The 25,426-nt window shown below is 44.9% G+C and carries 22 protein-coding genes and 1 riboswitch; of the genes, 19 read left to right on the top strand and 3 right to left on the bottom strand.

Translation table 11 applies throughout. The annotated features are described in order from the left end of the window. Positions 1–8: 8 nt before the first annotated feature. Positions 9–1,166, bottom strand: a complete 1,158-nt coding sequence (sat, locus tag JI666_RS16120) for a sulfate adenylyltransferase (protein WP_206893706.1) — start codon at positions 1,164–1,166, stop codon at positions 9–11. A gap of 203 nt (positions 1,167–1,369) precedes the next feature. Here sat and JI666_RS16115 point away from each other — a divergent pair, with 203 nt between their 5' ends. From JI666_RS16115 to JI666_RS16095, 5 genes are all read left to right on the top strand, one after another. Further along, positions 1,370–1,780: a ferritin-like domain-containing protein gene (locus JI666_RS16115; RefSeq protein WP_206893703.1), complete on the top strand. Its 411-nt coding sequence runs from the start codon at positions 1,370–1,372 to the stop codon at positions 1,778–1,780. An 80-nt stretch (positions 1,781–1,860) separates the two neighbouring features. Further along, a riboswitch (cobalamin riboswitch) is annotated at positions 1,861–2,044 on the top strand. A 310-nt stretch (positions 2,045–2,354) separates the two neighbouring features. After that, the gene (locus JI666_RS16110) at positions 2,355–3,338 is read left to right on the top strand and encodes an ABC transporter substrate-binding protein (RefSeq protein ID WP_206893702.1); all 984 of its coding nucleotides are present in this window, start codon (positions 2,355–2,357) and stop codon (positions 3,336–3,338) included. Then, a complete protein-coding gene (locus JI666_RS16105) occupies positions 3,301–4,362 on the top strand; it encodes a FecCD family ABC transporter permease (protein ID WP_206893701.1) in 1,062 nt (353 codons plus the stop codon). The genes JI666_RS16110 and JI666_RS16105 overlap by 38 nt, the downstream gene beginning before the upstream one ends. Positions 4,363–4,364: 2 nt before the next feature. After that, complete coding sequence (locus JI666_RS16100) at positions 4,365–5,840, top strand: bifunctional ABC transporter ATP-binding protein/adenosylcobinamide amidohydrolase (RefSeq protein WP_206893695.1); 1,476 nt, start codon at positions 4,365–4,367, stop codon at positions 5,838–5,840. A 246-nt stretch (positions 5,841–6,086) separates the two neighbouring features. Beyond that, positions 6,087–7,148, top strand: a complete 1,062-nt coding sequence (locus JI666_RS16095; RefSeq protein ID WP_206893692.1) for an NAD(P)H-dependent flavin oxidoreductase — start codon at positions 6,087–6,089, stop codon at positions 7,146–7,148. A gap of 108 nt (positions 7,149–7,256) precedes the next feature. Here the strand turns inward: JI666_RS16095 and JI666_RS16090 are convergent, their stop codons facing one another. After that, entirely contained in the window at positions 7,257–7,421 is a 165-nt protein-coding gene (locus tag JI666_RS16090) for a Fur-regulated basic protein FbpA (protein WP_206893689.1), read from the bottom strand. 310 nt (positions 7,422–7,731) lie between these two features. Between JI666_RS16090 and JI666_RS16085 the strand changes: the two genes are divergently transcribed. The 3 genes from JI666_RS16085 (at position 7,732) to JI666_RS16075 (ending at position 11,157) form a co-directional block, all read left to right on the top strand. After that, positions 7,732–8,166: a bifunctional adenosylcobinamide kinase/adenosylcobinamide-phosphate guanylyltransferase gene (locus JI666_RS16085; protein WP_206893688.1), complete on the top strand. Its 435-nt coding sequence runs from the start codon at positions 7,732–7,734 to the stop codon at positions 8,164–8,166. A 172-nt stretch (positions 8,167–8,338) separates the two neighbouring features. Beyond that, positions 8,339–9,547, top strand: a complete 1,209-nt coding sequence (locus tag JI666_RS16080; RefSeq protein WP_206893687.1) for a M20 metallopeptidase family protein — start codon at positions 8,339–8,341, stop codon at positions 9,545–9,547. A gap of 20 nt (positions 9,548–9,567) precedes the next feature. Next, complete coding sequence (locus tag JI666_RS16075; RefSeq protein ID WP_206893686.1) at positions 9,568–11,157, top strand: ABC transporter substrate-binding protein; 1,590 nt, start codon at positions 9,568–9,570, stop codon at positions 11,155–11,157. 111 nt (positions 11,158–11,268) lie between these two features. On the opposite strand, the gene JI666_RS16070 is transcribed toward JI666_RS16075, so the two are convergent. Next, on the bottom strand, positions 11,269–11,436 hold the full coding sequence (locus tag JI666_RS16070; protein WP_206893685.1) for a hypothetical protein: 168 nt from the start codon (positions 11,434–11,436) through the stop codon (positions 11,269–11,271). Positions 11,437–11,746: 310 nt separating this feature from the next. On the opposite strand from JI666_RS16070, the gene JI666_RS16065 reads away from it, so the two are divergent. The 11 genes from JI666_RS16065 to JI666_RS16015 all read left to right on the top strand — a co-directional run bounded on the left by JI666_RS16065 (position 11,747) and on the right by JI666_RS16015 (position 25,340). Next, on the top strand, positions 11,747–12,859 hold the full coding sequence (locus tag JI666_RS16065; RefSeq protein WP_206893684.1) for a YARHG domain-containing protein: 1,113 nt from the start codon (positions 11,747–11,749) through the stop codon (positions 12,857–12,859). Then, positions 12,856–13,698, top strand: a complete 843-nt coding sequence (locus JI666_RS16060) for an N-acetylmuramoyl-L-alanine amidase family protein (protein WP_206893682.1) — start codon at positions 12,856–12,858, stop codon at positions 13,696–13,698. The genes JI666_RS16065 and JI666_RS16060 overlap by 4 nt, the downstream gene beginning before the upstream one ends. 386 nt (positions 13,699–14,084) lie before the next feature. Beyond that, positions 14,085–15,833 carry a solute:sodium symporter family transporter gene (locus JI666_RS16055; protein ID WP_136946784.1) on the top strand — a complete coding sequence of 583 codons (1,749 nt, stop codon included), beginning with the start codon at positions 14,085–14,087 and terminating at the stop codon, positions 15,831–15,833. Positions 15,834–15,851: 18 nt separating this feature from the next. After that, positions 15,852–16,871 (top strand): inositol 2-dehydrogenase, encoded by a 1,020-nt coding sequence (iolG, locus tag JI666_RS16050; protein WP_206893680.1) that lies wholly within the window; start codon positions 15,852–15,854, stop codon positions 16,869–16,871. Between the two features lie 81 nt (positions 16,872–16,952). Next, positions 16,953–17,765, top strand: coding sequence for a 5-deoxy-glucuronate isomerase (iolB, locus tag JI666_RS16045; RefSeq protein WP_206893679.1), 813 nt, complete (start codon positions 16,953–16,955; stop codon positions 17,763–17,765). 48 nt (positions 17,766–17,813) lie between these two features. Further along, the gene (iolC, locus tag JI666_RS16040; RefSeq protein ID WP_206893797.1) at positions 17,814–18,812 is read left to right on the top strand and encodes a 5-dehydro-2-deoxygluconokinase; all 999 of its coding nucleotides are present in this window, start codon (positions 17,814–17,816) and stop codon (positions 18,810–18,812) included. A gap of 18 nt (positions 18,813–18,830) precedes the next feature. Further along, positions 18,831–20,291, top strand: coding sequence for a CoA-acylating methylmalonate-semialdehyde dehydrogenase (locus JI666_RS16035; protein ID WP_206893677.1), 1,461 nt, complete (start codon positions 18,831–18,833; stop codon positions 20,289–20,291). Positions 20,292–20,346: 55 nt separating this feature from the next. Further along, positions 20,347–22,266: a 3D-(3,5/4)-trihydroxycyclohexane-1,2-dione acylhydrolase (decyclizing) gene (iolD, locus tag JI666_RS16030; protein WP_206893675.1), complete on the top strand. Its 1,920-nt coding sequence runs from the start codon at positions 20,347–20,349 to the stop codon at positions 22,264–22,266. A 12-nt stretch (positions 22,267–22,278) separates the two neighbouring features. Next, positions 22,279–23,172 carry a myo-inosose-2 dehydratase gene (iolE, locus tag JI666_RS16025; RefSeq protein ID WP_136946790.1) on the top strand — a complete coding sequence of 298 codons (894 nt, stop codon included), beginning with the start codon at positions 22,279–22,281 and terminating at the stop codon, positions 23,170–23,172. A gap of 11 nt (positions 23,173–23,183) precedes the next feature. Beyond that, complete coding sequence (locus JI666_RS16020) at positions 23,184–24,224, top strand: Gfo/Idh/MocA family oxidoreductase (protein ID WP_206893658.1); 1,041 nt, start codon at positions 23,184–23,186, stop codon at positions 24,222–24,224. 120 nt (positions 24,225–24,344) lie between these two features. Then, entirely contained in the window at positions 24,345–25,340 is a 996-nt protein-coding gene (locus JI666_RS16015; RefSeq protein ID WP_206893653.1) for a LacI family DNA-binding transcriptional regulator, read from the top strand. Positions 25,341–25,426: the final 86 nt, after the last annotated feature.

Genomic DNA, 25,426 nt, shown 5'->3' with positions numbered 1-25,426 from the left:
ATCGCCTATTATTTTTCTTCATTTTTACGATTCATTTCATCCATTAATACCTCAATAACTTCAGGTCTCGAAAATTCTTTAGGAGGTATTTGTCCATTTTTTAACATCGCCCGAACCTTCGTGCCACTTAAATGGATATGGAAGTTCGCTTCATGAGGGCACGTTTTCGCTGTCGCCATACTCGCACACGTAATGCAATAAAAGGCATGTTCAAATGCCATAATTTCAATGCCAAGCTCCTCTTTTGAAAACTGCTCGAAAATTTTCTGAGCATCATACGTGCCGTAGTAATCACCAACACCGGCATGATCTCTCCCGACAATAAAATGAGTGCAGCCAAAATTTTTGCGAACAAGACTATGAAAAACAGCTTCGCGTGGGCCCGCATATCGCATCGCAGCTGGAAATACCGACAGCATTACGCGGTCCTTTGGGTAATAATTCTTCAATAGAACGTCATAGCTCTTCATACGGATTGGAGCGGGGATGTCATCTTTCTTGGTGTCACCAACGAGCGGGTGAATCAAAAGGCCGTCCACTGTTTCTAGAGCGGTTTTCTGAAGATATTCATGCGCGCGATGGATTGGATTTCTTGTTTGAAACGCAACAATGGATTTCCATCCGAGCTGCTGGAAGCTCTCTCTTAACTCAGCGGGCGTTTGGAAATTCTCACGCAGCTTTTCAGGATGCTTAAGGAGCGTAATCGGACCTGCAAGATTGTAATCTTCTTTTTCCAACGTTTTCTGAACGCCTGGATGATCAGGATCAGCTGTTCCATAAACAAAAAAGGCCTCTGCTTTCTTGCTATATTCATACATTTCTTCAACGTTTAGTAATCCATAAATCTTCCCATCCTCCCCCTTTAGGGAGACGGTATCACCAGGAGATAGCGTTTCGATAATGTTTTTTGAAACAGAAAGCGTAACAGGCAGGCTCCAGATTGTCCCATTTTCGAGCCTCATTTCTTTTAGAACATTCACGTAATCCGCTTGTTTCATAAAGCCTGTTAATGGACTGAATGCACCCGTCGCAATGAGGTATAAGTCAGATAAAGTCCAGGAGTTTATGGTGATAGACGGATACCATGCTGCTTTTTCTAACAGGGATTTTATTTCAGTATCTTCCGCTATGCGGTTAATGAGTTGTCCGCCATGTGGTTCAATCACTGAGTATTTCTCCTTTCTTCATGATGCAATTGTTGCTATTAGCATATGAGTGAAGGAGGAGAGAAGAGCGGGCGAAAGGAGAAAATGGGGAGTCCACTATAACGAACGGGGTCTGACCCCTCTCTGACCCCCTCTCCTCATTCACCAAATCATAGGCATTCATCATACACTGTGCTATCACGTGTTCATAAGGAGAGAAAATCATGTATCCGTACTACCGCACGCTTGTAGATGATATCGCCACCGCCATTAACGGAGAGTACAGTGCTATTCAGTGTTATAAGAAGCTCGCCCAGCTCGCCCCTAATGAAACCGAGCGAAATCGCATTAAGGAAATTAGGAAAGAGGAGAAAATGCACCTGCAAGCTTTCAAAAATATTTATACGCAACTAACTGGTCAACAACCTTCTCCTCAGCTGACTGAGGAATGCCCAGATGAATACAGAGCAGGCATTGATTTCGCTTTTAACGACGAACAAAAGACGGTCGATTTTTATCTGGATATTGCAGATCAAACAGAGGATCCCTTCATTAAAAAAACGTTCAAGCGAGCAGCTGCAGATGAGCAAAATCACTCCGTCTGGTTTTTGTACTTTGTAACGAAGAGAAGATAGTAAAATGGTCGTGTGGGGTCTGACCCCTGTCTGACCCCCTTCCCACTATCACCCCCATAAGGTATAATGAAAGCTGCAATTACATATCAACCGATTCAGGTGTCTTCATTAGGAAGACTTAAAAGGGAAGCTGGTGGAAATCCAGCGCGGTCCCGCCACTGTAAATGGTCGTAAGCTGCAATAACCACTGTTCGCACGGCGAATGGGAAGGAGCAGCGCGCGTTAACCATGAGCCAGGAGACCTGCCTTGAGTCACAAGCACGAACAACCTACGAGGATAGGGATGTGCGAACGGATTCAGGTGTTGTACGAATCAACAACCTATACTTCCATTCGGCCATCTCCATGCTCGTGCGTGGGGATTTTTTTGTTTTATTGAAGGCTTTCTTAAGCCTTGTTGGTGTGAAAGAGGTTTGGATAAAAACCACACTTAGCTGATTGGAGCGGAAATCAACCACTTTTCAGCAACAATGTGTACGAAAAATTCCCTACGTAGGAGTAAAGCATAAGAAAACGAAGGCTTTTGCCACTTGGCACTAAGTTGAGTTTTCTAAAAACAGGAGGAGAAACACACATGAAAAAGCTCTATTCATTACTCGTCTTACTTTTCTTAGTTACAGGAATTATGGCTGGATGTGGGTCTAACCAGGCTCAGGAAAACAATAACGAAGGAAATACCAATACAGAACAAGCTGAGAAATCTGAAGATAGCGCTTTCCCAGTTACCATCACAGACGCTCTTGACCAGGACGTAACAATTGAGAACGATCCAGAGAAAATCGTCTCCCTCATTCCAAGTAACACCGAAATTCTTTTTGCGCTCGGAGCAGGAGAAGAAGTTGTTGGCGTAACGGATTTCGATAATTATCCAGAAGAAACGGCCGACATTGAGAAAATCGGTGGGATGGAATTTAACATTGAGAAAATTATCTCTCTTAAGCCAGACCTTGTTCTTGCTCATGCTGCAAGCGCAGCTAGTGCTGAAGCTGGACTACAGCAGCTTCGCGATGCGGGGATTACTGTTCTTGTCGTAAATGATGACACGAGTTTTGAGGAAGTGTACAAGTCGATGGAGATGATCGGAAAGGCAACCGGTGAAACGGAAGCTGCTGAAACGACGATCGCAGATATGAAGAAACGCCTTGAAGAGATCCAATCAAAAGCAGAAACGATCAGCGAAGATGAGCAGAAAGACGTCTTTGTCGAAGTCTCACCTGCACCGGAAATTTACTCGCCAGGTAAAAACACGTTCATGGATGACATGCTAACGCTTATTAACGCAAAGAACGTAACGCACGATCAAGAAGGCTGGAATCAAATCGATTCTGAAGCGATTATAGAAGCAAACCCGGACGTCATCATCACAACATACGGTTACTATTCTGAGAAACCAGTTGAACAAGTGTTGAGCCGAGATGGCTGGCAGGATGTCACGGCTGTCAAAGACGAGCAGGTCGTTGACGTTCACTCTGACCTTGTGACGCGCTCAGGTCCTCGTCTCGTTGAAGGAGTAGAGGAACTTGCAAAAGCGGTTTACCCGGATGTTTTTGCGAAATAATCGCTTCATCGCTTATGTGATCGCGGCAGCATTGCTGATTGGAGCGATGCTGCTCGGCATTTCAATCGGAACGGTATCTGTGCCCGTACTCACGATTCTGCAGTTAATCGGAACCGAAGTGCTACATCTTCCTTCACTCGGAAAAACGGACCCGATGTTCACAACGATTGTAATGGACATTCGCCTGCCGCGCGTGATCTTAGCAGGTCTTGTTGGTGCGTCTCTTGCGATAGCAGGGGCTGCCTTTCAAGGTCTCCTTCGCAATCCGTTGGCCGATCCGTATGTGCTCGGTGTGTCATCCGGTGCTTCAGTAGGAGCGGTGCTCGTTCTCTTTTTCAACATATCGCTCCCATTCATCGGCATTTTCACCTTGCCAGTGATGAGCATCACGGCTTCAATCATTACCATCTTTCTCGTGCTTTTCTTTGCACGGCAAATTGAGCGATCGATGCGTGTTGAAACGATCATCCTAACAGGAATTGTGTTCAGCTCCTTTCTTGGCTCGCTCCTTTCCCTCATGATCGCACTAACAGGAGAAGAGCTCCGCCAGATTATCGGCTGGCTGCTCGGAAGCGTCTCGATGCGAGGGTGGGAGTACATTGCAATCATTCTCCCATTTTTCGTTATCGGCGCTGCGATTTTGCTTTTCAGCAGCAAGGAACTGAATGCGATGTCGTTTGGCGAAGAACGCGCTCAGCACATTGGGGTGAACGTCGCACGGCGAAAACTATGGATCTTAATCGGGGGCTCGATTTTAACTGGCGGTGCAGTGGCGGTTTCTGGAACGATCGGCTTCGTAGGTCTCGTGATTCCGCACCTTACCCGGCTGTTATGGGGACCGGATCACAGGCACCTCCTACCGCTGTCGATTTTACTAGGTGCTGCATTTCTCATCGTGGCAGATCTCATTTCAAGAACGATCATCTCACCAACAGAGCTCCCAATCGGCGTTATCACGTCTTTAATCGGTGCGCCGGTGTTTGCGATCATTTTAATTCGAAGACGTAAGGAAAGAAGAGGATAAGTATGCTTAGCGTGAATTCTGTAACAGGAGGCTATCCCGGTCATGACGTGCTGCACGACCTTTCATTTGAAGTGAAAAAAGGCGAGCTCCTCGGAATCGTGGGGCCGAACGGGAGCGGGAAGACGACCATTTTCAAAATGGTTAGTGGGATTTTAAAGGCGCAAGCAGGAGAGATTCTGCTAAAAGAAAAGCCGATCGCGAGCTACTCTGCGAAACAGCTAGCGAAAGTGCTCGCCGTCCTGCCGCAGCATGCTGAACAGGCCTTTCCGTATACCGTCAAAGAAACCGTCTCCCTCGGTCGCTATGCGCACCAGACCGGTTGGTTCCAAATGTGGAGCGAGCGTGATGAAGCGGTCGTGCAGCAGACGATGGAGCAAACCGGGATCGCTGCCTTTCAGGATAACTACGTGAATGAGCTATCCGGCGGCGAGCGCCAGCGCGTTTTCCTTGCTCAAGCGCTCGCGCAGGAGCCTGAGATTCTGTTGCTTGATGAACCGACGAACCATCTTGACCTCTCTTATCAGAAGGAACTGCTTGATTTATTGAAAAAATGGACGCGCGAGACGGGACTTACCGTTATCTCGATTTTTCATGACTTGAACCTTGCCGGGCTATACTGCGATCGCCTTCTTCTCCTTGAGGACGGTAAAATCAACCTGCACAACAAGCCGAACGAAGTGCTGAACGAAGAACGCATTCAAGCTGTGTACCGGACGACTATTGAGAAGCATCCGCATCCAACCGTTCCCAAACCGCAAATGCTTTTATTACCGGAAAAAGATGCGGAGGAGCTAAACGATCTTATTATTGACGACCGATATCTAAAGCTTACCGATGAAATGATCACGCTAACTGCGCCGTTCCCACTCCGCACGATGTCTTCAGGTGTCGTAGGCTCTGGAACAGGATGGTATAGCATATTCGTGAATCGACACGTTGATAAAAGTTACAACTGTCCTAACCACCAAGAGGAAATGCGATCGTTTCTACAGGATCATAGCATCGATCCAACTGAAACCGTCGGCATGATGACCGCCGTTCAGCTCGAGGATGTTTCGTATCGGCACATCGATCACGAAGACATATCTGTTTTTATCGTCGTGACAGCTGGCGGCGGCAATGCAGTTGACGCATCAAGAAGTAAGGATCATGACTTCAATCCTTTACCAGGCACAATCAATACATGGATTTTCGTGAATGGCACCCTGACCGACGAAGCCTTTATTCAATGCATTATGACCGCAACCGAAACAAAGGCGAAAGTCATGCAGGACCAGGGAATCAAAGACTCGCTCACAGGAACCATTGCAACCGGAACACCAACAGATAGCATTCTCATTGCAGCAACGCAGAGAGGCGCACACCATCCATTCGCAGGTACCATCACAACAGTGGGTAAGCTGGTTAGCGAAGGTGTGTACATGTGCACAATCGATGCGCTTCGTAAGCATAAGAGGAGGGGTCAGACAGGGGTCTGACCCCTCCAAAAGACAAAAGCATGGAAATGTCCGCCCCAAGCGGACATTTCCATGCTTTTTGTTCATCACTACTACCAACCACTACTCTCACTTCGCCACTGCGATACGCCCTTGAAACATGTTCCAGAATGCATGAAAGGCAGTTGTATTAATCAGTTCTGAATATATAGGAAAATTTGGTGGAACCCGCCTCACTAACAATAGTATGCTAATGGTAAATCGATTATAAGATCTAGGAGGAATGGTATGTGGAATAAAACAGATTTAACAAGCATGTTACAAATCGAGTATCCAATCATTCAAGCCCCGATGGCTGGAGGTCCAACCACTCCGCAATTAGTTTCAGAAGTTAGCAATTCAGGTGGGCTTGGGATGATAGGGGCAGGCTATTTAAGCGCTGATCAATTCAAAACGACGATTCAAGATGTTAAACAACGAACAAAGCTTCCGTTCGGAGTGAACTTATTTGTTGTAAAAGAAGAGAACATCTCAGAAGTAGAATTACATAAGGGTTTCCAAACACTAGAACCCTTTCGTAGTGAGTTAAATCTATCGAACGAACTACCAGAAATTAAAAATTCATTAGAAATTGAACGACACATTGAAGTAATCATCGAAGAAAATGTCCCAGTGTGTTCCTTTACGTTTGGTATTCCTGCTCAATCGATTATCAATCGACTAAAAGAAAACAAAATAACAGTTATTGGCACGGCCACTACGGTTGAAGAAGCGATAGCTGTGGAGAGAGCTGGCATGGATGCGGTAGTTGCACAAGGAAGTGAAGCGGGAGGTCATCGTGGATCGTTCTTGGGTGATAATAAAGGGGGTCTCATTGGTACGATGGCCCTTGTCCCTCAAATCGTTGATCATGTGAAGATCCCAGTCATCGCTTCCGGTGGAATCATGGACGCAAGAGGTTTTTCTGCGGCCAATATGTTAGGAGCAGAAGGTGTCCAAATGGGTACTGTCTTCCTAACAACAAGAGAGAGCGGGGCACATGATCTTCATAAAAAAGCGATTATGGATGCAACAGAAGAGAATACCGTTCTAACAAAATCCTTCTCCGGCAAAGAAGCACGAGGAATTGAGAATGATTTTATCCGTCTCATGAATGAAAATGCCTTTATTGCACCTTATCCTATTCAAAATAGCCTAACAAAACCAATCAGGAAAGAAGCAGCTAAACAAGGAAATGCAAATTTCATGTCGCTCTGGGCAGGCCAAGGCACAAGGTTGAATAAAGAGACGACGGTTAAGCAACTGTTTGAGGAACTAGTTTCTGAGATTGATAGGAAGTTAAATGGATGAATGCAATACAATAGGGGGGTCAGGCTCGGGCCTGACCCCACAAAAAGACAAAAAGAGCTCAAAGTCCGCCTCAGGCGGACTTTGAGCTCTTTACTATTTATTCATCTGTCATAGTACTTGTTTACATTGTTCATTAGCATACTTTTTCTCAAGCTCAGTTAACGTGAGCTGATGAAGCTTCGTTAAATCTTTGCGATTGTCTGGTGTATTCAGTAGCTTACGAATGAGGTAGGTGCGTCGATCGGTCATGCCTTTACGGAGTTGTACGCCCATATACACAACCTCCTTCCATTACAATCTTGCTGAATCTAGGATAACGCGTTTTGATGCTATTGTGTGTTAAGAAATTGTGAAGAATGTAACAAGGGGTCTGACCCCTCTCTGACCCCAAAAGACGCTCACCATCGTAAATAAGAAGGAAAAACGCAAGCCAACATTGAATTTGATAGGCAATATTAATTTTCATAGATTCTCGCTATTTCTTAGCATCTACCGATGAAGCGGTCGTACTGGTAATGGCTCATTCCGAATGGTTTAGGAACGAAACGAAATTAGAACTGCATGAACGAAGGAGAGAGATGCGATGCACTTCGTTACAGGAGGCGCCAATAACGGCAAGGCGAAATGGGTGAGAGCATTCTATGGATTAACGGAAAATCATTATTGGAAATCGCCAAGCGATAAGCCGAAGATCCCCATTGATGTGAGTCGCTTTTATGGCAATGTGGTCGTTCTTGAAAGGATGGAGGAATGGATTCAAGCCCTCACAGCAGATGCGAGTCTCGAGGAGTGTCGAGCAATTTGGCGTTCGTTATTAGGCATTTGGCAGTCGTGGGAAAATGAACACAAAGACCGAACCGTTGTGATCATCGGCACTGATATCACTCAGGGGATTGTCCCATTCGAAAGAGAAGAACGTGACTGGCGTGACTTAACAGGCTGGGCTTATCAAGATTTGACAGAAGCAGCGGAACGCGTAGATGTAATTTGGTATGGATTGAATCAGCAGTTGAAATAAGGGGAGGGGGGTCAGACAGGGGTCTGACCCCCCAAAAAGACAAAACCTCATCAAAGTCCACATATCGCGGACATTGATGAGGTTATTTTATATTTATTTGAAAATTTGGAATTTAATTATAATTGAGGTACCATTAATGGCGACTACATTCAATTCAGGGAGGAGTCCGACGATGAATGATTTATTCCAGAAGCTTGAGTTGCTTTATCCTGACCTTGTTGAAGTAAGAAGAGATTTGCACATGTATCCTGAGGTTTCTTTACAAGAAGTGGAGACCCCAAAGAAAATCGCGCGTTACCTCGAGAATCTCGGTGTTGAAGTCAGAACAAACGTAGGTGGAAATGGTGTGGTTGGTACGATTCGAGGGGGAAAGCCAGGGAAGACCATTGCGCTCCGAGCAGATTTTGATGCCCTACCAATTCAAGATGAAAAAGATGTACCGTACAAGTCTAAAGTTCCAGGCGTCATGCACGCATGCGGACACGATCTACATACCGCAGCACTCCTTGGCGTTGCAAATGTGTTGAGTCAGGTGAAGGATGATCTCGAGGGTGAAGTTGTTCTAATTCATCAGTTTGCGGAGGAAGTAGCGCCTGGAGGAGCGGTAGCGATGATTCGGGATGGCTGTTTGAATGAGGTCGACGAGATTTATGGTGCGCATGTTTGGGCTGACCATCCCATTGGTCATTACTCATTTCATGAAGGCTATACGATGGCAGCTGCGGATACGTTTGACATTACGATTTCTGGAAAAGGAGGGCATGGCGCAATGCCGCACCAGACGGTTGACCCGATCGTCGTTGCGAGCCACGTCATTCTTAGTCTACAGCAAATTGCTAGCCGCATAACAGATCCTCTAAAATCCATTGTCGTGACAATCGGTGCGATTCATAGTGGAGATGCGCACAACGTGATACCAGATCAAGCCATCCTAAAGGGAACCGTACGAACCTTTGATAAAGACGTGCGTAATCATGCAGAACAATTGGTTCAGCAAATAAGCGAGATGACGTGTCGAACGCATGGTGCCGAGGCGCATGTAACGTACAACCGTGGCCACATGGCGCTTTATAATCATAAAGACCAGACCATTAAAGCTACTGCTATCGCGAAAAAACTTTTCGGCGCTGAAAATGTTTCTAACAAGGATCCAATCATGGGAGCGGAGGATTTCTCTTTTTATCTAAATGAAGTACCGGGAACATTCTTTTTTGTGGGTGGTCGAAATCCTGATCTTAACGCCATTTATCCTCATCACCATCCCAAATTCGATGTAGACGAACGAGCCATTCTTGGGATTGGCAAAATGTTTCTGTCTCTTGTTTTCTCTAAAATGGTTCTCTCAGAATCGATTAAAACGAGTCATTCAACGAATCACTAAATTCTGCTGGAGGTGTCTGTTTGAAACAATTCAATTTTCTTATTCTACTAATCGTAGTCGGGATAAGCCTTGTAGGATGTTCCTCTAATGCTGGTACTAGTTCAGACGAGAAGCAAACAACATTAATATACGGTAGAGGTGGAGACTCTGTCTCACTTGATCCGGCTGTTGTCACAGACGGTGAATCGTTTAAAGTGGCCGATAACATTTATAACACGCTTGTCCAATTTGGTGATATGGATACAGAAGTTCACCCAGATCTTGCTACCGATTGGGACGTTTCTGATGACGGTCTTCAGTATACATTTCAGTTGCAAAAGGATGTAACCTTTCATGACGGAACAGCTTTTAATGCCAAAGCGGTCGTCTTTAATTTCGAGAGGTGGATGAATCCAAAAGAAGACCAGGCCGAGCCTTTTGCTTTTTACCGGTCGATGTTTGGGGGATTCAAAGGGGATGAAGATCATGTCATTAAAGAAGTGAAAGCAACAGAAGACTACACTGTACAAATAACATTAAACCGACCCCAGGCTCCATTTCTGAAAAATTTATCGATGACGCCATTCTCGATAGCTAGCCCTAAAGCGTTAGTGGAAGAGGGAGCAAATTACGGGCAAAACCCAGTTGGTACAGGTCCCTTTGTTTTCAAGGAATGGAAGCGAAACGATAAGATTGTTTTAGAGAAAAACGAAGACTACTGGGTGGAGGGGTATCCAAAACTAGAGCGCGTGATCTTTAAATCCCTACCGGACAATGCCGCGCGCTTAAACGCATTGAAAACAGGGGAAATCGATATGATGGATGGTGTTATGCCGAGCGATGTGCCTCAAATAGAAGAGAATGCTGATCTTAAAACATTTACTCGTCCATCAATAAATATAGGTTATCTCGGACTAAATGTGACAAGAGGCCCTCTTGAAAATAAAAAAGTAAGGCAGGCGCTAAATCACGCTGTTGATAAAGATGCCATCATCGAAGCCTTTTACGAAGGACAGGCAGAACCAGCTAAGAATCCAATTGCACCTTCGATACAAGGATATAACGATGAGATCGATCCATACGAATATGATCTAGACGAGGCAAAAAGCTTATTAGAAGAAGCGGGCTATCCGGACGGGTTTAATATGGAACTATGGGCAATGCCCGTCTCTCGTCCCTATATGCCTGATGGCCAAAAAGTAGCGGAAGCGATTCAATCAAGCTTTAAGGAAATAGGCGTTAATGCGACCATCAAAACCTATGAATGGGCAGCGTACGTTGAGAAAGTTATTGGAGGAGAAGCGGATTCTTTCTTGTTGGGATGGACTGCACAAAATGGAGACGCAGATAATGTCCTCTATACGCTTCTTGATAAAGAAATGATAGGAAGCAGCAACTCCTCTCGATACGAAAGCGACGAATTGCACAAGCTTCTAGTAGATGCACAATCAACAGTGAATCAGGAAAAAAGAAATGAACTCTACAAACAAGCTCTAGAAGTCATTCACGAAGATGCTCCGTGGATTCCACTCGTTCACTCCACCCCAGTCGTTGCAGGAAAGAAAAACATCGAAGGATTTAACCCCCACCCCAATTCAAGTGTAGAATTAATGAAGGTTGAGTTTAACTAAAGTTGTGGAGAGGGGAGGGGGGGTCAGACAGGGGTCTGACCCCCTCCAAAGACAAAAGCACCGCAATGTCCGCCCCAGGCGGACATTGCGGTGCTTTCTTTACTTACAATCTTACAACACTAATTTACACTCTATATCCCTTGCATACATTCTTTCTAGTTCAGTCAATGTCAGCAAATGAAGTTGCGTTAAGTCTTTTCGGTTATCAGGTGAGTTTAAGAGCTTGCGAATGAGGTAGGTTCTACGATCAGTCATGCCTTTACGAAGCTGTACGCCCATCAACAAACCTCCTTTCTTTGTTAGGTTTTTCGGTTATTCATCAATGTATTTGTCCCTTCTAGATGTAAACAATTTGTGAAGACGTTCAAGTGTGAATAGAGTGCCACAATCGTTTCCTTTTCTTACAGAGTTCCTCATTCTAGCTCATTTCAAACTAACTTAAACAGTTTAGGTAGTAGTAAAAAAGTAGTGTGGGGTCAGACCCCTCTCTGACCCCCTCTACCCCACTCTTTAGTGCTATCTCCAACAAACGTCCCATATAATGGTTGAGTGAAATTTCTCAGTATCATTTATAAGGGGGCGTAAGGTTATGGGTCACTGCAACAACTGTGGGGAGAAATTACATAAGAATCAAGAATTTTGTACAGGATGTGGAAGCAAAGTAGATCATCAGCAGGAGAATGCACCTCCTTCTGGGGTTAGGAGAAGAGGCACTTCAACCAAACGTAAACCTGCGATCTATATCGGTTTAATCCTTCTCATCGGTTTGCTTGTTGGCGGTGCCTTCTATATAGGTGGCAAATTTAGCTCCCAAAAGGCATCGCCTGTATCTAGTGATCAAGAAGCTCTAAAGAGTCACAAAAAGACGCCTGAAGAGAAAAGTAAAGAAATCGCAAGCCAAAACGAAGAAAAGGAAACTTCAAAAGGTAAAGAAGAAAAGAATGAAGAAAGGAAAGAAGAGAAAAAGGAGACGGTAGCAAATCCCAAGATTCTAGACATTGAGAGTGCAACAGAAGAGCTTAACAAACTATCAATTCACACAAATGGTAGAGACATTTCTTTAGGCGACTGGAGCATAAGGAATATTAATGGCAAACTAACTATTCAAGCAGATGCCATTCCATCCGATAACTTAGAACGTATCTTTGCTCTATACGACCAAAACAATCTGGCTCCGATTAAAAAATGGTCAGTAGAGGTGCTTCATGTTGTGCACGAATTAGAAAAACAGATGCAGTTAGATTGGAGCATCAGTGTTGGAAATGACTGTGTGCCACAGTATCCTTTAACCCTCCCTTCAGCTGTTCTAAGAGACTATTCTGGTTCATGTGGTTATTCGATCCCTATTTTAGAAGCTTATGATTGGAATGATATTACTTTATTTGTCGATGAAAACGTAATGTCCGACTATGCTACTCAAGACTTCGAGTACACCGATCCCTACAGTTCCTTTATCCTTCCGAACAGTGACGTTATCAAACTACATGAAAGTGATCTTTCCTGGTTTAGTGAAGACGAACTGCGATTAGCTAGAAATGAAATCTTTGCTCGTCACGGATATGTGTTCAAATCAGATGAATTAGAACGTTACTTTTCAGACCAAAGCTGGTATTACCCTGATCCGTATTACGACGGCTCATTAAGTAGTATTGAAGACTATAACGTGAAGTTAATTGAAAAAATGGAGGAACAATATAAGTGAGTTTCAAAAGAAAAGCAGGCATACTAGTTAGCGCGTTAATACTTATTAGTCTTTTCTCAACCTTTTTTATCCTAAAGGAAGCAGCAAATTCTTCAGTAACCAACAAGGTTGTAGGTAAGGAAGCAGCAAACCTTACACATATAAGAGGAAGTGATGGGAGTAAGAAGAGCACAAGGGAGAAGGATGAGACCCAAGCGGTCACTCCCTCTCCTAAACCATTCTTAATTGTTATTGATCCTGGACACCAAAAGCATTCCAATCTTGAAAAAGAACCAATTGGTCCAGGAAGAAATGACACCAAGAGTAAAGTTTCTTCAGGCACTTCTGGTGTGAGTACAAACAAGCCCGAGTATCAACTAACGCTCGAAGCCGCTCTCATCTTAAAAGAATTACTGGAAGAGCGGGGGATCGACGTTATATTAACAAGGGATAAGAATGAAGTGGATATAAGTAATAAAGAAAGAGCAGAACTCGCTAACCACCATCATGCAGACTTGTTTATTCGCTTGCATGCGGATGGAGCAACGGATCAACATGCCAAAGGATTTCATATCCTTACCCCAGCTGAGGGCCACCCGAAGTTTGAACAGAGCCTACAAGCATCCAAAGCAATCATCACGACTGTTCAAAGTGATATGAGTATTGATACGAACGGCCTTTCATTTAGAAGCGACATCACAGGCTTTAATTGGTCAGAAGTTCCGACAACCCTTATTGAGATGGGCTTTATGACGAATCCAGAGGAAGATGGGAACCTTTCAAACCCAGAGTATCTTCGCAAACTCATGAGGCATATAGCGGATGGAATTGTTGTTTATAGGAGTCAGGCTCGTGCCTGACCCCTATTATATTCAATTCCTATTATTCAGAAAAATTAGAAAAACATCTTGCGAACTAAGTTAACCTGTTTTATACTAAAACAAGTTAAGCGCTTTCTTTCAATTACATAGAAAGGGTAGAAGTGGTTCTATTTAAGTGAAAAGAGTAGAAAAAGCCGGTGATCAACTCCAAAGGAACAACATGGGAACATAATAACAACATCTAGGAAAACAACCAAACGGGCATGCCGTTTTTTTTCAACCTCAAGGTAAGCGCTTACCTTGAGTGCTGGTGCTAGAAACGCAACAGATAAACAAGTCAAAACAAGTATATTAAACGAATTCTTTCTCAATAATTTTGAAAGCCCTTACAAAAATCAAAGTATGAGAAAAGGAGGATGTACTGAATGATCTGGATTATATTAATAAGCTTTCTTGCGTACACGGCCATTGTTGCATGGGTGTCATGGTACAAAACTCGAAAAACAGATTTAAGTAGCTCTGATGGGTATTTTCTTGGAGGGAGAAGTTTAACAGGCATTGTTATTGCGGGATCTCTAGTCTTAACGAACCTGTCGACTGAGCAGATGGTAGGGCTGAATGGACAAGCCTTTGGAGAGTCGATGGTCGTGATGGCGTGGGAGGTTACGTCGCCGATCGCACTTATCTTTATGGCATTTATCTTTTTGCCGCGGTATTTAAAAGCTGGGATCTCTACCATTCCAGACTTTCTGGAACAGCGATATGATTTACGCACTCGACAAATCGTATCGATCTTATTCCTACTCGGCTATGCAGTAGCCTATCTTCCAACTGTTCTTTACTCAGGTGCACTCGTTCTAGATAGCATCTTCTCGCTATCTAGCATCGGCGGGATCAGCCAGTTCTCGACCGTCATGCTTGTTGCACTTGCGATTGGGATCATTGGGTGTTGTTACGTTATCTTTGGTGGTCTTCGAGCTTGCGCCATCAGTGACACGATTAATGGAATCGGGCTGATCATCGGTGGTTTTATGATTCCTTTCCTTGCGCTTTTTGCTCTCGGTGGTGGGAGTTTAGTAGAGGGAGTGGACAAGCTCCTTCATGCAAATCCAGCAAAGTTGAACGCAATCGGAAACCACGAATCCTCAGTTCCATGGACAGTACTTTTAACCGGTCTACTATTCAATAACCTTTTTTACTGGTGCACAAACCAGGCAATTATTCAGCGTACGTTAGGTGCTAAGAACCTTGCTGAAGGTCAAAAAGGCGTATTGTTCGCTGGTTTCTTCAAAATTTTCGGCGCATTCTTTCTCGTTCTACCAGGAATTATCGCGTATCTCATGTATGATGGCGGACTAAAAAATTCTGATATGGCTTACCCTGCGCTCGTAACGGACGTGCTCCCTTTAGCGCTATCTGGTTTCCTTGCAGCCGTATTATTCGGAGCGATTTTAAGCTCATTTAACGGTGCACTCAACAGCTCGATCACATTATTTACACTTGATATTTATCGTCCAATATTCAAACCAGAAGCGGAGGAACGAGAGCTTGTAAAAGTTGGGCGAATCTTTGCAGGTTTTCTTGCTGCGGTAGCCGTCGTCGTAGCACCATTCATCATTTTTGCACCATCAGGCTTGTACTATTACTTGCAGGAAATGTTCGGGTTCTACAACATTCCAATCATAGCCATGGTAGTCGTTGGATTCTTTAGCAAACATGTCCCGGCAAGTGCACCGAAAATTACGATTCTTGTTCATATCGCGGTGTACGCACTGTCGAAGTTTTTCCTTGGGAACGTGAATTTCCTATATGTACTATCCGTGCTCTTCCCACTAAATGTGTTTGTTATGGTGCTTGTTGGAAAGCTTCGTCCGAGAGCCGTTGCGTATGAATTGTATGACTCTAAGAAAGTAGATCTCAAACCGTGGAAGCACGCAAAAGTATTTTCAGTGTTCATTCTCGTCTTGATGATTGGCGTGTATGCGTTCTTCTCACCAATCGGTGTGGCAAGAGGTAGCGGAGACTATTCCTCCATGTCATTTGTCTTTATGCTCGCAACCCTCATCTTAATCGGAGGAGTATTCTGGTTCTGGAGAAACACAGCAATGAAGCAGAAAAAGTTAGAACAACACAATGAGAAAGCAACCCCATCACTTAAGCAATCCTCGATTTAAAGAAAGGAGTTTTTATCAATGGAAAAAGTTAACGTAGGAATTATTGGGGGAGGAAGAATCGGTCTCCTTCATGCAGCAAATATGCTTCAATCAGCACATTATTCGTTGAAGCGTATCACTGATATCTATACGGAGCACCTTGCTGGCACAGTCTATGAAAAAGAAGCAACGATCTCTACGAACCCTGATGACATTTTCAATGATCCTAACATTGATGCCATTTTTATCTGCTCTTCAACCGATACACACGTTGATTTTATAAAAAAAGCGGCACGCTCAGGTAAGCACATATTCTGTGAAAAACCGATTAGCTTTGATATCGACGCAACGCGTGAAGCTTTAAAAGTTGTTGCAGAAGAGGGCGTTCACTTTCAAGTAGGTTTTAACCGTCGCTACGACAAGCATTTCAGAAAAGTGTATGATACCGTTCGAGATGGAAAAATCGGTAAGCCTCATGTAATCAAAATTACGTCACGCGATCCTGAAGCACCACCTGAAGAGTACATTCAGCGCTCTGGCGGGATGTTTATGGATATGACGATTCATGATTTTGATATGGTAAGGTACCTGGCAGGAAGCGAAGTGGTCGATGTGACTGTAAAAGCAGCCAATCTTGTCCATCCGAAATTTGCCCGCCACAATGATGTGGATACCGCTATCATCACGCTAACGTTTGCCGATGGCAGTCTTGCGGTAATCGACAACAGTCGCCAGGCCGTCTATGGATATGACCAGCGCATCGAAGTGTTTGGAGATCTCGGTGCAGTTTCAGCTGAAAACGAAGGAAACACAACTGTTCGAATCAGTACAAAAGATAGCATAGCTGTAGAACATCCGAAGTACTTTTTCCTTGATCGGTACAAAGAAGCGTATATCGAAGAAATTAATGATTTCGCGCTAGCCATTACAGAAGGAAAATCTCTTACATGTAGCGGAGTAGATGGCCTTCATGCCGAAGAACTAGCTTTAGCAGCACGCCGTTCATGGCAGGAAAAAAGAACGATTTCTCTAGCTGAGTTAAAACCCGTTCACAATTAATTGAATTTTTAAACGATGTGATGTAGACTATTATCTAAATAAGGAAAGCGCTTACTCTAATTCTAGAAAAGGAGTGTTACGATGTCTCAATTGCTAGTTAAGCCTTCAAAGCCAACGAAAGAAGGTAATGTGCTCAGTGTGAGTCCTGAATCAGCAGGATGGGATTACGTTGGCTTTGATGTTTATTCATTAAAAAAAGGTGAATCGATACTGCGTCTAACAGAAGACAAAGAGGTTTGTCTCGTTCTTCTCAGCGGAAAAGCGGACGTGGAGACGAAACACGAAGCCTTTCATAGCATCGGTGACCGTATGAGTGTGTTCGAGAAAGTACCACCTTATTCAGTTTATGTACCTGACAATGATCAGTATCGCGTCACTGCCCTAACGGATCTGAAGCTAGCGGTATGCAGCGCACCCGGGAAAGGAACGTATAGTGCTCGCCTTATTTCTCCAGAAGACGTTGGAGTAGAAGACCGTGGGCATGGGAAGATGGCGAGGAAAATTCATAACATCTTACCAGAACAAAAAGAAGCGGACAGCCTGTTAGTTGTTGAGGTGTTTACACCTGATGGCAATACATCGAGCTATCCACCGCATAAGCATGATCGTGATAATCTACCGAATGAATCATACTTAGAGGAAACGTATTACCATGAAATCAATCCGGATCAAGGCTTTGTGTTCCAGAGAGTGTATAACGATGACCGAAGCCTCAATGAAACGTTGAGCGTAGAAAATGGCAATGTAGTGCTCGTACCAGAAGGATATCACCCCGTTACTTCTGTTCCTGGGTATGAATCTTACTACTTAAATGTCATGGCTGGTCCAAAGCGTACGTGGAAATTTCATAATGATCCAGACCACGAATGGTTGTTTGAAAATGTAATGAAATAAGTGCGCCGTTAAGATAAGCGCTTAACCTAACTTGTTGGAGGTGTGATGATGTACAACCTTGATTTTAAGCAAGGCCGTCCGATCGACCTTATCGGACTGGGAAGACTCTGCATTGACCTTAATGCAAATGAAATCAATCGTCCGATGGAAGAAACGTCTTCATTTACAAAGTATGTTGGAGGATCGCCAGCAAATATTGCAATCGGAGCTTCACGACTCGGATTGAAAAGTGGTTTTATCGGAAAAGTCTCGAGCGATCAGATGGGGAACTTCATTCTTGATTATCTTGAGCGAAACAAAATTAATACAGAGGGTGTCGTAAAGGATCAAACCGGTGCTGTTACGGGACTTACGTTCACAGAAATCAAAAGTCCAGAAGATTGTAGCATCCTCATGTATCGCGATAATGTCGCAGATTTGAAGCTTGAATCGACGGATGTTTCAGAAGACTACATCAAACAATCGAAATCACTTTTGATTTCAGGAACTGCTCTTTCACAAAGCCCGTCTCGAGAAGCGGTCTTTCTTGCACTCGAATATGCACGTAAGCACGATGTCGTTGTCATTTTCGATCTTGATTATCGTCCATACAGCTGGAATTCAGCGAAAGAAACAGCGGTTTACTACAACCTCGCAGCTGAAAAGTGTGACGTGATTATAGGAACAAGAGAAGAGTTCGACATGATGGAGCAATTTCAGCAGGAGGAAACGAACGATAAGCGAACGGCAGAAAAATGGTTCAGTCACAATGCGGAAGTTGTGGTCATTAAGCACGGTGGAGAAGGGTCGATTGCATACTCGAAAGATGGTAGCTCTCACCGAGGTGGCATTTTCAAAACGAAAGTACTGAAAACGTTCGGAGCAGGTGATTCCTATGCCTCAGCCTTTATTTACGGTCTTCTACATCAATGGGACCTTTCAAAAGCGATGAAATATGGAAGTGCTTCAGCGAGTATCGTGATTTCGAAACATAGCTGTTCAGAAGCGATGCCAACGACAGAAGAAATTGATGAAAAGATAGCAACATCAGAATTTCAACCAGTTTAATTTCAGGAGGGAAAAACGATGACAAAAACAGCTGTTCAAACCGTTAAAAACTTTGTAGGTGGCGAATGGATCGATGCGAAGACGAAGGACTACCAGGATGTATTCAACCCAGCAACAGGTGAAGTGATCGCACAGGTTCCAATTTCAACGAGAGAAGATCTTGATCACGCAGTGGCAACAGCAAAAGAAGCATTTCTTTCATGGAGCGAAGTACCGGTACCAAAGCGCGCTCGTATTCTATTCAAGTACCAGCAGCTACTCGTTGAGCACTGGGATGAGCTAGCGGAGCTTATCACGATTGAGAATGGAAAGAATTTTAAAGAAGCGAAGGGCGAAGTGCAGCGTGGAATCGAGTGCGTTGAGTTCGCGACAGGTGCACCGACACTAACGATGGGCTCTCAGCTTCCATCAATTGCGCAGGGTCTAGAATCTGGCGTTTACCGTTATCCGATCGGCGTAGTAGGCGGCATTACACCGTTCAACTTCCCAATGATGGTGCCTTGCTGGATGTTCCCGATGGCGATTGCAACAGGCAACACGTTCGTGATGAAGCCATCTGAACGTACCCCGCTACTTGCAAACCGTCTTGCGGAGCTTCTTGGAGAAGCCGGTCTTCCTGAAGGGGTGTTCAACATCGTCCACGGTGCACATGACGTGGTGAACGGATTGCTTGAACATAAACAGGTAAAAGCGATCTCCTTCGTTGGCTCGCAGCCAGTTGCAGAATATGTGTACAAAAAAGGTACAGAGAACTTGAAGCGCGTGCAGGCGCTAGCTGGCGCGAAAAATCACTCCATCATCTTAAATGATGCGAACCTTGAAAACGCAGCAACTCAAGTATTGAACGCGGCATTCGGTTCAGCGGGTGAGCGTTGCATGGCGTGCTCGGTTGTCGCAGTTGAAGAAAGTGTAGCGGATGAGTTCATCGAAAAACTTGTTCAGAAATCAAATGAAATCAAAATCGGAAATGGCCTCGACGAAGACATTTTCCTCGGTCCCGTTATCCGTGAGCAGCATAAAGAGCGTACGCTTCAATATATCGAATCCGGTGAAAGTGAAGGCGCGAAGCTCATTCGTGACGGACGAAAGGATCAAGATATTCAGCGTGAAGGATACTTCGTTGGACCAACGATCTTTGACAACGTTACGAGTGAAATGAAGATCTGGCAGGATGAAATCTTTGCACCGGTACTCTCCATTTCTCGTGTGAAAAATCTTGAAGAAGCGATTGACCTAACGAACCAATCTCGCTTTGCGAACGGCGCATGCCTCTTTACGAACAATGGCGGTAAGGTAAGAACGTTCCGCGAAACGATCGATGCTGGCATGCTCGGAATCAACATCGGCGTACCAGCACCGATGGCGTTTTTCCCATTCTCAGGGTGGAAGGATTCCTTCTATGGCGATCTACATGCGAATGGAAAAGATGGTGTGGAATTCTACACACGTAAAAAAGTTGTAACAGCTCGCTGGGTGTAACGATCATTGCTGGACGGGCTCACCGTCCAGCTTTTTATTCAACGGAGGTGGCAGAATGAGACTCACAATGGCACAGGCACTTATTAAATTCCTGAATCAACAATACACCGAGGTTGACGGTGAACAGCAAAAGTTTTTCAAAGGCATCTTCACGATTTTCGGCCACGGAAATGTTCTCGGACTTGGTCAGGCACTTGAAGAAGATAGCGGAGATCTCGAGGTGTACCAGGGACGAAACGAACAGGGCATGGCGCATGCAGCTACAGCATTCGGAAAGCAAAACCATCAAAAGCAGCTCATCGCATGTACGTCGTCGGTTGGACCGGGAGCTGCGAATATGGTGACAGCTGCCGCTACGGCAACGGCGAACAATGTGCCCCTCTTGCTGTTACCAGGTGACACCTTTGCGTCCCGTCAACCAGACCCCGTCCTGCAGCAGGTGGAACAGCCACATGATGCAACGCTTACGACAAACGATGCGTACCGTCCTGTAAGCAAATACTGGGACAGAATTTCACGTCCTGAACAGCTTATGACCGCGATGTTGAACGCAATGCGTGTCTTAACGAACCCTGCAGACACCGGTGCAGTGACACTTGCACTTCCGCAGGACGTCCAGGGGGAAGCATACGATTACCCAGAATCGTTCTTCAAAAAGCGTGTTCACAGGTTGAACAGAAGGCAACCGACGGAAGATGAGTTGCGCGATGCGATGGCATTAATTACATCAAAACGTAAGCCGTTAATCGTTTGTGGTGGAGGCGTTCGGTACTCAGAAGCCGGCGAAGCACTTAAATCCTTCGCTGAAATCTATCAAATTCCTATCGCTGAAACGCAGGCTGGGAAAAGCGCTATCCCCAGTACACACCGTTATAATCTTGGAGGTCTTGGTGTAACCGGAACGAAAGCAGCTAATCAGATTGCACGTGATGCTGATCTTATCATCGGAGTTGGTACGAGGTTCTCAGATTTCACCACTTCCTCTAAACAGCTGTTCCAAAACAGTGAGGTCGAGTTCCTAACGATCAACATTTCAGACTATCATGCCAATAAGCTCGATGCGGTAAAAGTTGTTGGAGATGCGAGAACAGCGATTGAATTGCTTGACCGTCTTCTCGTTGATTACAGTGCAGAGCATGGTGATAGCATTCAAAAAGTGAAGGACGAATGGCAGGAAGAGCTTGACCGTTTGTATCGAATTGACTCCAATTCAGAAAACTACCAGCCTGAAATTGCCGGGCACCTTGATCACTGCCTTGAGGAGTACAAGGAAACACTCGGGTCATCGCTTACTCAGACAGCTGTTATCGGTGAAATCAATCGCTCCATTGAAGACGATGCGATTATCGTTGGGGCAGCTGGGAGCCTTCCAGGTGATCTGCAGCGGATGTGGGTGAGCCGCACGCCGAACACGTATCACATGGAGTACGGCTATTCCTGTATGGGCTATGAAATATCAGGGGCGCTTGGTGTGAAATTGGCTGCACCAGAGCAGGAAGTGTATGCGATGGTTGGTGATGGAAGTTACATGATGCTTCATTCCGAGCTCATCACAAGCATTCAGGAAGGCAAGAAAATTAACGTGCTTTTATTTGATAACGCTGGTTACGGATGTATCAACAATCTTCAGATGGGGAACGGCATGGACAGCATCGGAACGGAATTTCGTAAGCGTGATGAAAACAGTAAGAAGCTGAATGGAAGCATCATGCCGATCGATTTCGCGAAAAGTGCGAGCGGCTATGGTGTGAAAACGTACTCCGTAAGAACGATGGAGGAGCTTCAAACTGCTTTGAAAGAGGCGAAGAACGAAACAGTTTCTACACTGATCGATATAAAAGTTCTCCCGAAAACGATGACGGATGGCTACGATGCGTGGTGGCACGTTGGTGTGGCAGAAGAATCGCAAAAGGAAGCGATCCAGGAGGCATATAGAGACAAAGAACGGCAGCTTGAGAAAGCGCGCCACTACTAGAGGGGGATTTGCATGTTTAGAGAAAATGCCGTCAAGCTTGGGATTGCGCCAATCAATTGGACGAACGACGATATGCCTGAGCTTGGAGGAGATATCACCTTTGAGCAATGTGTGAGTGAAATGGCACTGGCCGGGTTCACTGGTACAGAGGTGGGTAATAAGTATCCGAGAGATCCAATTGCACTTAAAAAAGCTCTTTCTCTTCGAAAAGTGGAGATTGCGAGTGCATGGTTCAGCGCGTTTCTTACAACGGAACCCTTCGAACATACAACAGAAGCCTTTCTTTGGCACCGTGATTTTCTACATGAAATGGGCGCAGAAGTAATCGTCGTTTCCGAACAGGGAAAAAGCATCCAGGGAAAGGATCTTCCACTCTTTAAAGAAAAACCCGTGTTCACAGACGATGAGTGGGAAAAGCTCTCGAGTGGATTGAACATGCTTGGCGAGCTCGCAAACGAAAAAGGAATGAAACTCGTCTTTCACCACCATATGGGTACAGGCGTACAAACAGCAGAAGAAATTGACCGCTTGATGCAAATGACGGACCCAAATCTCGTTCACCTTCTTTATGATACAGGACACCTCTATCTATCTGGTGAGAATCCGATTCCGGTGCTGGAGCGATACCTTCCACGTATTAAACACGTTCACTTGAAGGACGTTCGAATTCCCGTCGCTCAAACGATGCAGGAAGAAGAGACGAGTTTTCTAGACGGGGTAAGAAAAGGTGTGTTCACGGTTCCGGGCAATGGCAATATCGACTTTGAACCGATTCTTCATAAAATCGGTGAATCCGATTATCGTGGGTGGTTGCTTGTTGAAGCCGAACAGGATCCAGCGATTGCGAACCCACTCGAATATGCGCTTATGGCACGACAATACTTAAAAGACACGGCTGGCGTGTAAGGGGGGATGTTATGAAGAAAGTAAAAGTTGGAATCGTCGGGCTTGGTCGTCTTGGCAAGCAACACGCTGAAAACCTCGCCTTTCGGATTCCACATTGCGAATTAACTGCCGTCTGCAGTGTTATTGAGGATGAAGTAAAAGAAGTTCAGGAAAGATGGAATATTCCATATACCTACACAACATATGAAGATATGCTACAAAATAAAGAGTTAGATGCCATTTTTATCGCATCACCTTCAGGCTTTCACTGTAAGCAAATTCAACAGGCCCTTGCTGCTGGTTTTCATGTATTCAGCGAAAAGCCACTCGGTTTGTACCTTGAAGAAGCTGTTGAGGTGCAGGAAGCGGTCGAGGCACATTCTGATAAGGTCTTCATGTTAGGCTTTATGCGCAGGTATGATAAATCATACATGGCAGCAAAAGAAAAAATTGACCGCGGTGATATCGGCAAGCCAATTTTTATCCGCTGTTATGGACTTGATCCGGCAGTAAAAATGGATAGCTTTCTGAAATTCGCTGGATCGAACTACAGCGGTGGACTATTTCTTGATATGGCGATTCATGATCTTGACCTTGCACGGTGGTACCTTGGAACAGAGGGAAAAGAAGTGTGGGCGATCGGTGGGGGATATGAGCGAAAAGAGTTCGATGAGCTTAAGGATGCAGAAACAGGTGTAGCGATGGTTCGTTTTGAGAATAATGCAAGCGGCGTCTTTCTTGCAGGGCGTAACTGTGCGCATGGGTATCATATTGAGACAGAAATTATCGGGACAAAAGGATCAATACGAATTGGCACAGTGCCGGAACGAAATCAAATCGTTCTATTTAATGAAAATGGCGCAATACAGGAATGTGTCGATGGCTTCCTTGAGCGGTTCGAGCAAGCATACAGAAGTGAGGCAGAAGAGTTTGTTAACTGTATTCTAGAAGGTCGGAAACCTGCTGTTACCGTGCGAGATGGTGTGGAATCAACGCGCCTTGCTTATGCATGCAAGGAATCATTTGAAAAGGGAGAGCTTGTTCAAAACAGAACGAACTCAATACCGGTTTAAAGTGCAGGCTGTAAAATCAGTCTGCTTTTATTTTCGAATAATCCGGCTCATAAGCCAAAAGCCTCTCAAAATGATATTATGAAAGTATACGAAACATGCGACAGAAATGAGGCAGGAACCATGAAGGCGACGATTTATGATGTAGCGAAGGAAGCGGGCGTGTCGATCGCAACCGTATCCAAGGTTATTAACCAGACAGGTAAAATAAGCGAAGCGACCAGAGTCAAAGTACTTGAGACGATGAAGGGTCTCAACTATTACCCGAGCGTTGTAGCTTCTGCGTTAACTGGGAAACGAACAGAAACTCTCGGTCTACTCGTTCCAGACATCTCAAATCCTTTCTTCTCTGAAATCGCTCGAACTATCGAAGATCGTGCGCACGATCGTGGCATGAGCGTGATAATGTGTAGTACGGACGACAATGCTGAGAAAGAGAAGAAATACATAGAATTACTGCAGCGGAAGCAGGTCGACGGTCTCATCGTTGCCTCGGGCTTTCAAGATAAAAAACTGCTCGATGATCTCAAAAGAAACAACATACCACTCGTCATGCTCTCACTCGATGATCCGTCACTTGATGTTACAACGGTCTCAGTCGATGACTATAAAGGTGGTTTCGAAGCGGCGTCTCACCTCCTATCGCTCGGACACCGAAACATCGGCATTATAGGTGAAGAGGTTCATAGCAGCAGGATGAGAATCCTAGGATTTAGAGATGCGTTTGAAGTGTACGGTGAACAGTTCGAGGAACGAAATCTGTTGAGAACTACCGCATCACTATGGAATGGATCAGAATCTGTGAAAAAGTTTCTTCAACAGGACAATCCTCCAACAGCTGTATTTGCCTGCAACGATTTGATCGCGATCGGTGCGATTCAAGGAGCAAGGGAGTTAGCTGTTAGCGTACCAGATGATTTGTCCATCATAGGATTTGATAATACGATTCTAGCTACGACGACTGTTCCTGCGCTTACGACAGTCGCGCAACCGATGGGAGACATGGGGAATAAGGTTGTAGATATATTGATTGAGGAGATTCATAGAAAAGTTGTTACAAGAGAGAGGATATTGTTTACGCCGAAGTTGATTGTAAGAGGGACGACGAAAGAGAAATAAGTAAGGGGGCAGGCAATTGCCTTGCCCCTTCTCTGTTGTCTGACCCCACCCAACATCGCCCCATTTTCGACAAAAACTCCCTATAG

Origin of the sequence: Bacillus sp. NTK071 (assembly GCF_017303315.1) — a bacterium.
Taxonomy (GTDB): domain Bacteria; phylum Bacillota; class Bacilli; order Bacillales; family Guptibacillaceae; genus Guptibacillus.
The sequence above is the reverse complement of the archived record's forward strand: the minus strand, read 5'-3'. Positions and strand labels throughout refer to the sequence as shown.